Genomic DNA, 13,295 nt, shown 5'->3' on the forward strand with positions numbered 1-13,295 from the left:
GCGCGCTCTAACAGCGCACTTGAGCCAAGGCTTTGGAGCCAGTATTCTCCGCGCCCGCTCGAATCGACTCAAAAAAAAACAGCGAATGTAAAAGCTGACTGCAAGGCCAACTTATCCCGGCCCTGCAACAGCGACCAATGTGCACAAACATCCCCTGAATTCGACTGCATTCCGTGCAGCCGACGGGGATTTTTTGGTTTTTCAAACACGTTGGCGCAGCTCTTGCTAAAAGCATCAAAGCTGACCGAATAGACGATTTTTGCAGCGAACCAAAAGGCGCCACACCAGAGCGCCTGCGTAGAAGAAAAACCATAAAACTTTAACTCGGGAGCAACCGAATGAAACCTATGTTCAAGGGCCTGATGCTGGCGGGATCGCTGCTGGCCGGTGGCCAAGCCGTGGCCGGTGACTTGTTGCAGTGGCAGAACAACAGCCTGACTTACCTGTGGGGCAAGAGCTTCACGGTTAACCCGCAGATCCAGCAAACCGTCACCTTCGAACATGCCGACGCATGGAAGTACGGCGACAACTTCTTCTTCCTCGACCGCATCTTTTATAACGGCAAGGAAGACGGCAACGTCGGCCCGAGCACTTACTACGGCGAGTTCAGCCCACGCTTGTCGTTCGGCAAGATCCTGGACAAGGACTTGTCCTTCGGCCCGATCAAGGATGTGTTACTGGCCTTCACTTATGAGTTCGGCGAAGGCGATAACGAATCGTACCTGCTCGGCCCTGGCTTCGACCTGAACATCCCAGGCTTCGACTACTTCCAGCTGAACTTCTACCAGCGTCAGACCGAAGGCAATCGCCCGGGTGACGGCGTATGGCAGATCACTCCGGTATGGGCGTACACCCTCCCCGTTGGCAACTCCGACATCCTGATCGACGGTTTCATGGATTGGGTGGTGGACAACGACAAGAACGCCCGTGGCACTTACCACGCCAACCTGCACTTCAACCCACAGGTCAAATACGACCTAGGCAAGGCGCTGCATTGGGGCGATAAGCAGTTGTATGTGGGTTTTGAATACGACTACTGGAAGAACAAGTACGGGATCGAGGATTCCGGGGCGTTCAAGACCAACCAGGACACGGCGAGCTTCCTGGTCAAGTATCACTTCTGACCGAACATCGCAGGTCAAAATGTGTCAGGGGCAAGCCCCAATGCCAGTCAGTTAAGCGTACAGCGCCTTCTGTAGGAGCGATAACTGACTGGTATTTGGGCTTGCCCCTCCCACATTCAGATAGGCGGCAGGCCTAAGAACCGGGTGATTTCTTCACGCTTGGCCAACGCATCTTTCCTGCCCAATTCAATCAACTCGCTGCAATACCCCGCTTCGAACAACAAGTAACTCAGCACCCCTGCCCCACTCGTCTTGGTCGCCCCCGGCCCGCGCAGGAACAGGCGCAATGCCGCGGGCAATTCCTGACGATGCCGCGCCGCGATTTCATCGATCGGCTGGCTCGGCGCAATCACCAGCACGTCCACCGGGGCCAGGCCGCGGGATGCGCTGTCGGCAGGCTGGAAATGGCTGAACTGGTTCAAACGCTCCAGCAACTCGATATCACTTTCCAGGCTGTCGATGAACGTGCTGTTGAGCATATGCCCGCCAATCTGCGCCAGGGTCGGTTGCTGGCCCGTGAAGACGCGCGGTGTCGCCGCCTCGTTGCCCCGTGGGTTGCCACTGACCCCCACCACCAGCACGCGGCTGGCCCCCAGGTGCAAGGCCGGACTGATGGGTGCCGACTGTCGCACGGCGCCATCGCCGAAATATTCCTGGTCGAGTTTCACCGGGGCAAACAGCAAGGGGATCGCCGAACTGGCCAACAGGTGTTCAACCGTCAGTTGGGTCGGCACGCCGATACGGCGGTGGCGCAACCAGGCGTCGATGGTGCCGCCGCCCTGATAGAAGGTCACCGCTTGTCCGGACTCATAGCCGAACGCGGTCACCGCCACCGCGTGCAGATGCTTCTCGCGGATGGCCTCATCGATGCCCTCCAGGTGCAGCTTGTCGTGGAGCAGCTCGCGCAGCGGCGAGCTGTTGAGCAGCGCCACCGGCACTTGGGCGCCCAGGCCCAGCAGGCTGTGAAAACAGAAACGGCTGGCCTGGTGAATCACCCCCGGCCAATCGCTGCGCAGCACCCGATGGCTGCGAAAGCCCTGCCAGAACGCGGTAAGACGCTGGATCGCCGCCGTGAAGTCCATGGCGCCGCTGGCCAGGCTGACCGCATTGATCGCCCCGGCCGAGGTGCCGACGATGACCGGAAAAGGATTCGGCGCCCCCAACGGCAGCAACTCGGCAATCGCCGCCAAAACCCCCACCTGATACGCCGCTCGCGCTCCGCCGCCGGAAAGAATCAAGCCTGTGACCGGTTCAGCTGGGCGCATTGCATCACTCCATGTGGGGCCAACAGGGGAAGGTCAGGTGTTATCGACGACGTTTTTCGTACAGCTTGGGTTCGCCCGGTGGCCGGCTCTTGAAGCGGCGGTGGGTCCACAGGTATTGCTCGGGGCATTCACGCACCGAGGCTTCGACCCAGCGGTTGATGCGCAGGCAGTCGACTTCGTCGCTTTCGCCTGGGAAGTCGGTCAACGGCGGGTGGATCACCAGGCGGTAACCGCTGCCATCGGCCAGGCGCTCCTGGGTGAACGGCACCACCAGCGCCTTGCCCAGCTTGGCGAACTTGCTGGTGGCGGGCACGGTGGCGGCCTGGATGCCGAACAGCGGCACGAAGATACTTTGCTTGGCGCCGTAGTCCTGGTCCGGCGCATACCAGATGGCGCGGCCGGCGCGCAGCAGCTTGAGCATGCCGCGCACGTCTTCGCGCTCGACGGCCAGGGAATCGAGATTATGCCGCTCGCGACCACGGCGCTGGATAAAGTCGAATAAGGGGTTGCCGTGCTCGCGGTACATGCCATCGATGGTGTGCTTCTGTCCCAGCAAGGCTGCGCCGATTTCCAGGGTAGTGAAGTGCAGGGCCATGAGGATCACGCCCTTGCCATCCAACTGCGCCTGCTTGAGGTGTTCCAGGCCCTCGACGTGAGCCAGGCGCGCCAGGCGCTGGCGCGACCACCACCAGCTCATGGCCATTTCAAAGAACGCGATGCCGGTGGAAGCAAAGTTTTCCTTGAGCAGCTTTTTGCGCTGCGCGGCGGATTTTTCCGGGAAGCACAGCTCCAGGTTGCGCGCGGCGATGCGGCGACGCTCGCCGGCCACGCGGTACATGCCCGCACCCAGCAGGCGACCAATGGCCAGCAACGCGCGATACGGCAATTGAGTGATCAGCCACAGCAGGCCGAGTCCCAGCCATAACAGCCAAAAACGCGGGTGAAAAAATACAGCACGAAAACGCGGGCGATCCATTACAGATTCCGGTAAAGACAAGGGCCGCGCATTCTACAACGGTTCGACTCGGCTTGCGGCCAGTGGATGTTCTCGTTATAAGTCTCGACACTTTTCGTGACAAGCCGCTTTTGCCGACCATGAGCCAAACCGAACCGCTAGACCAAGATCCCGTGTTCCAGCTGAAAGGCAGCATGCTCGCCATCACCGTGCTGGAACTGGCCCGCAATGACCTCGATGCCCTGGACCGCCAGCTCGCCGCCAAGGTCGCCCTGGCGCCGAACTTCTTCAACAATGCCCCGCTGGTGCTGGCCCTGGACAAGCTGCCGGCCGGCCAAGGCGCGATCGACCTGCCCGGCCTGATGCGCGTATGCCGCTCCCATGGCTTACGCACCCTGGCGATTCGTGCCAGCCGTATCGAAGACATTGCCGCCGCCATCGCCATTGAACTGCCAGTACTGCCACCGTCCGGCGCACGCGAGCGTCCACTCGATCCGACGGAAGGTGAAGTGAAGAAAAAACCGGAAAAACCGGCGGAACCGACGATCAAGCCGACAAAGATCATCACCTCCCCCGTACGCGGCGGGCAGCAGATTTACGCCCAGGGCGGCGACCTGGTGGTGATCTCATCGGTCAGCCCCGGCGCGGAACTTCTGGCCGACGGAAACATCCATGTATACGGCCCGATGCGCGGACGTGCGCTCGCCGGTATCAAGGGTGACACCAAGGCACGTATTTTTTGCCAGCAATTGACCGCTGAACTCGTGTCCATCGCAGGCCAGTACAAGGTTTCAGAAGATTTGCGCCGCGATCCGCTGTGGGGGGCTGGTGTACAGGTCAGCCTGTCGGGCGATGTGTTGAACATCATCCGTCTTTAACGGATACTGCCGCATTTTCCAAGCATCTCTAGACTCTGATAGCACAGCGAAACTGGCAAGACTTGCGTAGGAATAATTGGAAGTTGGCGTTTCCCCTGCGGGAACCCCATCTTTTCCCTACAAAGGCTGTCCGCCTGCAGCGAGTTCCAAGAGATGTTTTTCAGGGGCTGAAAAGTCCTTTTTCCTTAGGGGTGAAACACCTTGGCCAAGATTCTCGTGGTTACATCCGGCAAGGGTGGTGTGGGTAAGACCACCACCAGCGCCGCTATCGGTACCGGCCTCGCACTGCGCGGCCACAAGACAGTCATCGTCGACTTCGACGTCGGTTTGCGTAACCTCGACCTGATCATGGGCTGCGAACGCCGCGTGGTGTACGACTTCGTCAACGTCGTCAATGGTGAAGCCAACCTGCAACAGGCCCTGATCAAGGACAAACGCCTTGAGAACCTGTATGTACTGGCCGCCAGCCAGACCCGTGACAAAGACGCACTGACCAAGGAAGGCGTCGGCAAAGTCCTCGCCGAGCTTAAGGAAACCTTCGAATACGTGGTGTGTGACTCCCCGGCCGGTATCGAAACCGGTGCTCACCTGGCGATGTACTTCGCCGATGAAGCCATCGTGGTGACCAACCCGGAAGTGTCCTCGGTACGTGACTCGGACCGTATGCTGGGCCTGCTGGCCAGCAAGTCCAAGCGCGCCGAAGAGGGTCAGGACCCGATCAAGGAACACCTGCTGCTCACCCGCTACAACCCTGAGCGTGTCAGCAACGGCGAAATGCTCGGCGTTGAAGACGTGAAGGAAATCCTTGCAGTGACCCTGCTGGGCGTGATCCCGGAATCCCAGGCAGTTTTGAAGGCATCCAACCAAGGCGTGCCGGTGATTCTTGACGACCAGAGCGACGCCGGCCAGGCGTACAGCGATGCGGTCGATCGTCTGCTGGGCAAGACCGTGGAACATCGCTTCCTCGATGTTAAGAAGAAGGGATTCTTCGAGCGTATCTTTGGAGGCAACTAAACAATGAAATTTCTCGACTTCTTTCGCGCCAACAAAAAGCCAAGTACCGCGTCGGTAGCGAAAGAGCGTCTACAGATCATCGTGGCGCACGAACGCGGCCAACGCAGTACACCGGACTACCTGCCAGCCTTGCAGAAGGAATTGGTAGAGGTGATCCGCAAGTACGTCAATATCGGCAACGATGACGTGCATGTCGCCCTGGAAAACGACGGCAGCTGCTCGATTCTGGAACTCAATATCACCCTGCCTGATCGTTGATCGAAAGGGCGGTCGCCACGGCGGCTCCGTCACCCTGATGCCTTTGCGGGCATCGGGTGGTCGAGCCGCCGTTGGCGTTTGTTACGAGGCTGTTTAATGCCGTTGTCCAACATCCATATTCTTCATCAGGACGATGCCGTCCTGGTGGTGAACAAGCCGACTTTGCTGCTCTCGGTGCCTGGCCGCGCCGATGACAACAAGGATTGCCTGATCACCCGCCTGCAGGAAAACGGCTACCCCGAAGCCCGCATCGTCCATCGCCTGGACTGGGAAACCTCGGGCATCATCCTGCTGGCCCGGGACGCCGATACTCACCGCGAGCTGTCTCGCCAGTTTCACGATCGCGAAACCGAAAAAGCCTACACCGCCCTGGCCTGGGGCCAGCCGGCACTGGACAGCGGCAGCATCGACCTGCCCCTGCGCTATGACCCGCCGACCAAGCCGCGGCATGTGGTCGACCACGAATTCGGCAAACATGCGCTGACCTTCTGGAAGGTGCTGGAACGTTGCGGCGACTGGTGCCGCGTCGAGTTGACGCCGATCACGGGGCGTTCCCACCAGTTGCGGGTGCACATGCTGTCCATCGGCCACCCCTTGCTCGGCGATGGCCTGTACGCCCATGAACAAGCCCTGGCCGCCTGGCCACGCCTGTGCCTGCACGCGAGCATGCTGAGCTTTACCCACCCGCAAAGCGGCGAGCGTTTGCGCTTCGAGTGCCCAGCCCCGTTCTAAAGCTGCAAACACAGTAAATGTGGGAGGGGGCAGCCCCCGATTGCGGAGTGTCAGTCACTGTATTTGTTGACTGGGCCACGGCAATCGGGGGCAAGCCCCCTCCCACATTTGTGCTGTGCACTTCTTGCCATCGGACGGTAAACTCCGCGCATTGCTGTCTGGAGCTATTTATGCGCGAAGCGTTGAATCAAGGCCTGATCGACTTCCTCAAGGCCTCCCCTACTCCTTTCCATGCCACCGCGGCCCTGGCCCAGCGCCTCGAAGCCGCCGGTTTCCAGCGTCTCGACGAGCGCGAAACCTGGGCCACCGAAGCCAACGGGCGCTATTACGTCACCCGCAACGATTCCTCGATCATCGCCTTCAAGCTCGGCCGTCACGCGCCACTGCAAGGCGGCATCCGCCTGGTTGGCGCCCACACTGACAGCCCGTGCCTGCGGGTCAAGCCGCAGCCTGAGCTGCAACGCCAGGGCTTCTGGCAGTTGGGTGTGGAAGTCTACGGCGGTGCGCTGCTGGCGCCGTGGTTCGACCGCGACCTGTCCCTGGCCGGTCGCGTCACCTTCCGCCGCGACGGCAAGGTCGAAAGCCAACTGATCGACTTCAAGCTGCCCATCGCGATCATCCCCAACCTGGCCATTCACCTGAACCGTGAAGCCAATCAGGGCTGGGCGATCAACGCCCAGACCGAGTTGCCGCCGATCCTCGCGCAGTTTGCCGGCGATGAACGCGTGGACTTCCGCGCCGTGCTCACCGAGCAACTGGCCCGCGAGCACGGCTTGAACGCCGATGTGGTACTCGACTACGAGCTGAGCTTCTACGACACCCAGAGTGCTGCCGTGATCGGCCTGAACGGCGACTTCATCGCCGGCGCACGCCTGGACAACCTGCTGTCGTGCTACGCCGGCCTGCAAGCCTTGCTCACCAGCGAGACCGATGAAACCTGCGTGCTGGTGTGCAACGACCACGAAGAAGTCGGTTCCTGCTCGGCCTGCGGTGCCGACGGCCCGATGCTGGAACAGACCCTGCGCCGCCTGCTGCCTGAAGGTGATGAATTCGTACGCACCATTCAGAAATCGCTGTTGGTTTCAGCCGACAACGCCCATGGCGTGCACCCGAACTACGCCGAGAAGCATGACGCCAACCACGGGCCCAAGCTGAATGCGGGCCCGGTGATCAAGGTCAACAGCAACCAGCGCTACGCCACCAATAGCGAAACCGCCGGTTTCTTCCGCCACCTGTGCATGGCCGAGGAAGTCCCGGTACAGAGCTTCGTGGTGCGCAGCGACATGGGCTGTGGCTCGACCATCGGCCCGATCACTGCCAGCCACCTGGGCGTGCGCACCGTGGACATCGGCCTGCCGACGTTTGCCATGCATTCCATCCGCGAGCTGTGCGGCAGCCATGACCTGGCGCATTTGGTCAAAGTACTCGGCGCGTTCTACGCCAGCCACGACCTGCCCTGATCCAAAGGCTGAATGCAGTTAAACAGGTGGGAGGGGCGGTGATTCGATTTGCCCCTCCCACATTTGGCTTCGCGTACACCTGATCTATATCACCTGCATTTCCCACAATCCCACCTAGACTTGTCACTATTCCCACTCTGACAAGGCCATCGCCTCATGATCACCATGTCCTCCTTCCACGCCATGCTCATCCCTATCCTGATCGGCATGATCATGCTCGCGGTTGGTTTTAACTTTCGTGACAAGCCCCTGGGTGTGTTCGGCATGTGGATCGGCATGCTGTTGATCCTGGGCACCGTGGTCTACAAGATCCTCGCCAAACTGGCCGAATGACAAATGCACTCGCATTGGGCATAGCGGCCTCGTACACTCGGTCAACTCGTCGTTTCCAAGGTTGACCGCCTCCGTGCTTTCCCGTCTGTTCGCTCTGCCCTGCTACCTACTGATCGCCCTGCTCACGCTGCTGCCGCTCGCACCTGCCCAGGCCGTGAGCTTGCCCGGCATGCTGGGCAGCACCAACAAGACCCAACCCCAGGCCGATGTGCCCCTGGGGCAGTCGTTGGACGAGGTGATCAAGACCCTGGAAAACGACCAGCAGCGCACCCAACTGCTGAGCGACCTGAAGAAGCTGCGCGAAGCCACGCAAAAAGCCCAGCCGGCCGCCGAACAAGGCGTGCTCGGGTTGATCGGCAGCACGCTGTCGGACCTTGAGCAACAATTTTCCGGGGACGACAGCCCGATCAGCCGCTGGTCCAACGAGGTTGACCTGGCCAAGGATGAACTGAGCGCACTGATACTGCCGGCCAATGAATGGCTCCCCATCATTTTCGGTTTCGCCGTGATCCTGGCGGTGTGGAGCCTGCTCGCCGCCGCGTTGATCTGGCTCAGCCACCGCGTGCGCGAGCGCTTCGGCCTGCCCGAGGAATTGCCACAACACCCGCGCACCTGGGACATGCTGCGCTTCGCCCTGCGCAAGCTGGGGCCTTGGCTGATCGCCCTGGTGATCACCGTGTACCTGAGCTATGCACTGCCGTCGTCCCTGGGCAAATCCCTGGCAATGGTGCTGGCCTACGCACTGGTGGTCGGTACGTGCTTCTCGGCGATCTGCGTGATCGCGTTCTCCCTGCTCGACGGCCCGCACCGCCACCGCGCGTTGTATATCCTGCGGCACCAGGCGTTCCGTCCACTGTGGTGGATCGGTAGCTTTGCCGCCTTTGGCGAAGCGTTGAGCGACCCCAGGCTGGTCACGGCGCTCGGCCAGCATTTGGCTCATACCGCAGCGACCGTGGCCAATGTGATGGCTGCGCTGTCCACCGGTGTGTTTATCCTGCGTTTTCGCCGGCCGATTGCGCACCTGATCCGCAACCAGCCGCTGTCCCGACGCCTGACCCGCCGCGCCCTCAGCGACACGATCGAAATCATCGGCACCTTCTGGTTCATCCCGGCCCTGCTGCTGGTGGGTATCTCGCTGTTCGCCACCTTCGTCTCGGCCGGCGACACCAGCACCGCCCTGCGCCAGTCGCTGCTGTGCACCGTGTTGCTGGTGCTGTGCATGGTGATCAACGGCCTGGTCCGACGCCACGCGCTCAAACCGCAACGCGGGCACAAGCGCCATGCGCTGTACTCCGAGCGCCTGAAAAGCTTCGTCTACACCCTGGCCCACCTGGCGGTATGGCTGGCATTTATCGAGCTGGGGCTGCGAGTCTGGGGCTTGTCGCTGATCCGCTTTACCGAAGGCGATGGTCATGAAGTCGCCGTCAAGCTATTCGGCCTGGCGGGCACCCTGCTGTTCGCGTGGCTGATCTGGATTCTCAGCGACACCGCGATCCTCCACGCCCTCACCCGCTCGCGCAAAGGCCTGGCCAATGCCCGTGCGCAGACCATGATGCCGTTGATCCGCAACGTGCTGTTCGTGACCATCTTTATCATCGCGGCCATCGTTGCCCTGGCGAACATGGGCATGAACGTCACGCCACTGCTGGCCGGTGCCGGTGTAATCGGCCTGGCCATCGGTTTTGGTGCGCAGTCGCTGGTGGCGGACTTGATCACCGGCCTGTTCATCATCATCGAGGATTCCCTGGCCATCGATGACTACGTCGACGTCGGTGGCCACCTCGGTACCGTCGAAGGCCTGACCATCCGCACCGTACGCCTGCGCGATATCGACGGCATCGTCCACACCATCCCATTCAGCGAAATCAAGAGCATCAAGAACTACTCGCGGGAGTTCGGCTACGCGATCTTCCGGGTCGCGATCCCCTACAACATGGACATCGACAGCGCGATCAAGCTGATACGCGACGTCGGCCATAAAATGCGCAACGACCCGCTGCAGCGTCGCAATATCTGGTCGCCCCTTGAGATTCAGGGCGTGGAGAGCTTCGAGTCGGGCAGCGCGATCCTGCGCGCACGCTTCAAGACCGCGCCGATCAAGCAGTGGGAAGTGTCGCGGGCGTTCAACCTGTCACTCAAGCGCCATCTGGACGAAGCCGGGCTCGACCTGGCCACGCCGCGCTTGAGTGTGCAGGTGGTGACAGGGGCTGCGGGTGGGCTGGAAAAAGACAAGAACGTATAAGGGGTACAGGCCTGTTGTGGGAGCAGACCTCTGGTGGGAGCGGGTCTGTTGTGGCGAGCGGGCTTGTTGTGGCGAGCGGGCTTGCCCCGCGTTGGGCTGCGAAGCAGCCCCAATCAAGAAGCACTCGGTGTATCAGGTACAACTCAGCGGCTGGTCTTGGGGCCGCTGCGCAGCCCAACGCGGGGCAAGCCCGCTCGCCACAACAAGCCCGCTCGCCACACATCAAGCCAGCCTTCCACATCAAGCCCGCCTTCCACATCCAGCAGGCTTGACCCAGGTTTTGTGTCAGCCCAGCGCGGCGCCGTCCATCTTCTGGCGCAGGCTCAGCGGGCGCATGTCGGTCCAGGTTTCCTCGATATAGGCCAGGCACTCTTTCTTCAGGCCGCTCTTGCCCACGATACGCCAGCCTTCCGGCACGGCCTTGTAGTCGGGCCAGATGGAGTACTGTTCTTCATGGTTGACCACTACTTGGAACAGGATGTCGTCGCGGTCAAATACTGAGGTCATTGCGGTTCTCCGTCGCTCAAAGGCTGGCTGCGCACCACGCGCAGCGCTGATATCTGTAGAAACGTACCAAGACGTTGAAAAATTAGAGGCTGGCGACCGCCGCCGCCAATGCACGCCCGAAGATCTCGGCAACGCGGTCGATTTCCACGGCCGTGATCACCAGCGGCGGCAGGAAGCGCACCACGCCGCCATGTCGGCCACCCAGCTCCAGGATCAGGCCGCGCTTGAGGCATTCACGCTGTACCAGCGGTGCCAGTTGGCGATGCACCGGTGGGTGGCCCTGGATATCGAGGGGGCCGTGCGGGTCCACCAGCTCTACGCCGAGCATCAACCCACGGCCACGGATATCGCCCAACTGCGGGAAGTCGCGCTGCAGGAGGCGCAGGTGCTCGCCGAGGCGCTCGCCCATCGCCGCCGCATGGCCGGCGAGGTCATGGTCCTTGAGGTAGCGCATCACCGCCGACCCCGCCGCCATGGCCATCTGGTTGCCGCGGAAGGTTCCGGCATGGGCGCCGGGCAGCCAGGTGTCGAGCCAGTCGCGGTACACCACCACCGCCAACGGCAGGCTGCCGCCGATGGCCTTGGACATCACCACCACGTCCGGGATGATCCCGGCGTGTTCAAAGGCGAACATTTTGCCTGTGCGGCCGAAACCGCTCTGGATCTCATCGACGATCAACGCCACGCCGGCCTGCTCGGTGATACGGCGCAAACCGCGCAGCCAATCGAGATCGGCCGGGATCACGCCGCCCTCGCCCTGCACCACTTCGACGATCACCGCCGCCGGCAACAACACCCCGGCTTCCGGGTCGGTGAGCAGGTTTTCCAGGTAATGCAAGTTGACCCGAACCCCTTGCGCGCCGCCCAGGCCGAACGGGCAGCGGTAGTCGTAGGGGAACGGCAGGAACTGCACGCCATTACCGAGCAACGCCCCCAGGGGTTTCTTCGGACCCAGGCTGCCCATCAGGCTCAAGGCACCCTGGCTCATACCGTGGTACCCACCCTGGAACGACAACACCGTGCTCCGGCCGGTCGCGGTGCGCACCAGTTTCAACGCGGCTTCCACCGCATCGGTGCCGGTGGGGCCGCAGAACTGGATCTTCGCTTCACGGGCCAATGCTGGCGGCAACAGACCGAACAGGTCCTGCACGAACTGGTCCTTGACCGGCGTCGTCAGGTCGAGGGTGTGCAACGGCAATTCATCGCTCAGCACTTGCTGGATGGCGGCGATCACCACCGGGTGGTTATGCCCCAACGCCAAGGTGCCGGCGCCCGCCAGGCAGTCGATGAAGCTGCGCCCTTCCACATCCTCCACGTAGATCCCCTTGGCGCGCTTGAGCGCCAGGGGGATACGCCGTGGGTAACTGCGGGCATTGGACTCCTGCTGGCGCTGACGGGCCAGCAGCGGCGTTTCTTCGAACTGGTAGAGCGTTTCTGCGGGTGCCGGGCTGACAAGCGCCTGGGCGTCTTCGATACGGCTGGTAGCGACTGACATCTCTCGATCCCTCAATACGCTGATGATGGTGACCAAACTGCCGATCCGTTGGCGTCTGGCCCAAGGGCATGCGCACGGATTTCCTGTTCTGGAAACGCACCAGCGAGAGGAGGATTTAGGAGAAGTGATTGTTGACTGAGGCATGAGGATCAAAATGTGGGCGGGGCAAGTCGAATCGTCGCCCCGCCCCTCCCACCTTTGAACGGTGCGGGGCTTCAAAGCCCAAGGTACTTTTCATTCAAGGCATACAGAATCGCGCAGGTTTCGACATCCAGGAACCCGCAGTAATCCCGCGGCCGAAAGTGCATCTGAAATGCGCGGGTCCTCAGTTCAAACCCATGGCGGTTCTGCGCCGGCTTATAGCCGTAGCGCTGGAATGCCCGCTCCACCTCCACTTCAGGCGGTAAGCCGAGACAGAACCGGCGCTGGTACATGGCTCGCGTCGACTCGTCAAACCACGCCCCGATTCCCGCCTCGAACAAGCGGCGCCACGGCAGCCGGGGCCCCGGATCGCTCTTGCGCCCATAGGCCACATCCGAATGCCCGAGCACGTCGGTCGGCCCGATCTGTGGGTAACGCTCGAGAATGTCACGCAGCAACTCGATCAACACCTCGACCTGCTCCTCGGCGTAACAGGGAAAGGTAAACCCACTGGCGTCATCCCGCGCCTGATTGACGATTTCGATGCCAATCGAGCGACTGTTGAGGTTATCCCGCCCCCCCCATTGGCTCACCCCGGCATGCCAGGCACGCTTGTCCTCGTCCACCAGGCGAAACACGCGCAATTCGTCATAGCCGGCCGTGCGGTAGCCGGGCTCATCGGGGTCGGGCAGCAAGTAATGCGCACTGACCCCGTTCCGGGTCAGGGTGTGCAAGGAGGAGGCGAAGGGTGCCGCGGTGTAATGCAGGATCACTTGGCGCACAGGTTCGCCATTGCGTTCGTTGAAGTCCCGGGAGGGAAAACTGGTATCGATCACCAACATAAGAGCTGTCCTTTTCAACACAGGCCGAGTCATTCAGCCCGTTCAAGCG

Annotated in this window: 13 protein-coding genes; 8 read left to right on the forward strand and 5 right to left on the reverse strand. The window is 61.5% G+C overall.

What is annotated here, in order from left to right; genetic code table 11:
- Positions 1-338 precede the first annotated feature (338 nt).
- On the forward strand, positions 339-1,124 hold the full coding sequence (locus QU606_RS26155) for an outer membrane protein OmpK (protein ID WP_024076652.1): 786 nt from the start codon (positions 339-341) through the stop codon (positions 1,122-1,124).
- Between the two features lie 116 nt (positions 1,125-1,240).
- On the opposite strand, the gene QU606_RS26160 is transcribed toward QU606_RS26155, so the two are convergent.
- A complete protein-coding gene (locus tag QU606_RS26160) occupies positions 1,241-2,389 on the reverse strand; it encodes a patatin-like phospholipase family protein (protein ID WP_069076727.1) in 1,149 nt (382 codons plus the stop codon).
- A gap of 40 nt (positions 2,390-2,429) precedes the next feature.
- Positions 2,430-3,365 carry a lipid A biosynthesis lauroyl acyltransferase gene (locus QU606_RS26165; RefSeq protein ID WP_024076654.1) on the reverse strand — a complete coding sequence of 312 codons (936 nt, stop codon included), beginning with the start codon at positions 3,363-3,365 and terminating at the stop codon, positions 2,430-2,432.
- A gap of 119 nt (positions 3,366-3,484) precedes the next feature.
- Between QU606_RS26165 and minC the strand changes: the two genes are divergently transcribed.
- From minC to QU606_RS26200, 7 genes are all read left to right on the forward strand, one after another.
- Positions 3,485-4,222, forward strand: a complete 738-nt coding sequence (gene minC, locus QU606_RS26170) for a septum site-determining protein MinC (protein WP_024076655.1) — start codon at positions 3,485-3,487, stop codon at positions 4,220-4,222.
- 201 nt (positions 4,223-4,423) lie between these two features.
- A complete protein-coding gene (minD, locus tag QU606_RS26175; protein WP_003175251.1) occupies positions 4,424-5,236 on the forward strand; it encodes a septum site-determining protein MinD in 813 nt (270 codons plus the stop codon).
- Positions 5,237-5,239: 3 nt separating this feature from the next.
- Positions 5,240-5,494, forward strand: a complete 255-nt coding sequence (minE, locus tag QU606_RS26180) for a cell division topological specificity factor MinE (protein WP_003175252.1) — start codon at positions 5,240-5,242, stop codon at positions 5,492-5,494.
- 96 nt (positions 5,495-5,590) lie between these two features.
- Positions 5,591-6,226, forward strand: a complete 636-nt coding sequence (locus QU606_RS26185) for an RluA family pseudouridine synthase (protein ID WP_003192838.1) — start codon at positions 5,591-5,593, stop codon at positions 6,224-6,226.
- 170 nt (positions 6,227-6,396) lie between these two features.
- Positions 6,397-7,686 (forward strand): M18 family aminopeptidase, encoded by a 1,290-nt coding sequence (locus QU606_RS26190; protein WP_024076656.1) that lies wholly within the window; start codon positions 6,397-6,399, stop codon positions 7,684-7,686.
- A 156-nt stretch (positions 7,687-7,842) separates the two neighbouring features.
- Positions 7,843-8,019, forward strand: coding sequence for a hypothetical protein (locus QU606_RS26195; protein ID WP_017845812.1), 177 nt, complete (start codon positions 7,843-7,845; stop codon positions 8,017-8,019).
- A gap of 73 nt (positions 8,020-8,092) precedes the next feature.
- Positions 8,093-10,261 (forward strand): mechanosensitive ion channel family protein, encoded by a 2,169-nt coding sequence (locus QU606_RS26200; protein ID WP_168232016.1) that lies wholly within the window; start codon positions 8,093-8,095, stop codon positions 10,259-10,261.
- Between the two features lie 285 nt (positions 10,262-10,546).
- Here the strand turns inward: QU606_RS26200 and QU606_RS26205 are convergent, their stop codons facing one another.
- From QU606_RS26205 to QU606_RS26215, 3 genes are all read right to left on the reverse strand, one after another.
- The gene (locus tag QU606_RS26205) at positions 10,547-10,768 is read right to left on the reverse strand and encodes an MbtH family protein (RefSeq protein WP_304997796.1); all 222 of its coding nucleotides are present in this window, start codon (positions 10,766-10,768) and stop codon (positions 10,547-10,549) included.
- 82 nt (positions 10,769-10,850) lie between these two features.
- Positions 10,851-12,263, reverse strand: a complete 1,413-nt coding sequence (locus tag QU606_RS26210; RefSeq protein ID WP_024076659.1) for an aspartate aminotransferase family protein — start codon at positions 12,261-12,263, stop codon at positions 10,851-10,853.
- Positions 12,264-12,478: 215 nt separating this feature from the next.
- A complete protein-coding gene (locus tag QU606_RS26215; protein ID WP_024076660.1) occupies positions 12,479-13,246 on the reverse strand; it encodes an N-acetylmuramoyl-L-alanine amidase in 768 nt (255 codons plus the stop codon).
- Positions 13,247-13,295 lie beyond the last annotated feature (49 nt).

It is taken from the genome of Pseudomonas sp. OVF7 (assembly GCF_030644265.1).
Classification (GTDB): Bacteria; Pseudomonadota; Gammaproteobacteria; order Pseudomonadales; family Pseudomonadaceae; genus Aquipseudomonas; species Aquipseudomonas gorinensis.

What these genes read in the sequence shown, in the direction of transcription:
- QU606_RS26205 (WP_304997796.1), bottom strand. Translation starts at nt 10,768, where the DNA reads ATGACCTCAGTATTTGACCGCGACGACATCCTGTTCCAAGTAGTGGTC.
- QU606_RS26155 (WP_024076652.1), top strand. Translation starts at nt 339, where the DNA reads ATGAAACCTATGTTCAAGGGCCTGATGCTGGCGGGATCGCTGCTGGCC.
- QU606_RS26210 (WP_024076659.1), bottom strand. Translation starts at nt 12,263, where the DNA reads ATGTCAGTCGCTACCAGCCGTATCGAAGACGCCCAGGCGCTTGTCAGC.
- QU606_RS26190 (WP_024076656.1), top strand. Translation starts at nt 6,397, where the DNA reads ATGCGCGAAGCGTTGAATCAAGGCCTGATCGACTTCCTCAAGGCCTCC.
- QU606_RS26160 (WP_069076727.1), bottom strand. Translation starts at nt 2,389, where the DNA reads ATGCGCCCAGCTGAACCGGTCACAGGCTTGATTCTTTCCGGCGGCGGA.
- QU606_RS26185 (WP_003192838.1), top strand. Translation starts at nt 5,591, where the DNA reads ATGCCGTTGTCCAACATCCATATTCTTCATCAGGACGATGCCGTCCTG.
- QU606_RS26165 (WP_024076654.1), bottom strand. Translation starts at nt 3,365, where the DNA reads ATGGATCGCCCGCGTTTTCGTGCTGTATTTTTTCACCCGCGTTTTTGG.
- minC (WP_024076655.1), top strand. Translation starts at nt 3,485, where the DNA reads ATGAGCCAAACCGAACCGCTAGACCAAGATCCCGTGTTCCAGCTGAAA.
- QU606_RS26215 (WP_024076660.1), bottom strand. Translation starts at nt 13,246, where the DNA reads ATGTTGGTGATCGATACCAGTTTTCCCTCCCGGGACTTCAACGAACGC.
- QU606_RS26195 (WP_017845812.1), top strand. Translation starts at nt 7,843, where the DNA reads ATGATCACCATGTCCTCCTTCCACGCCATGCTCATCCCTATCCTGATC.
- minE (WP_003175252.1), top strand. Translation starts at nt 5,240, where the DNA reads ATGAAATTTCTCGACTTCTTTCGCGCCAACAAAAAGCCAAGTACCGCG.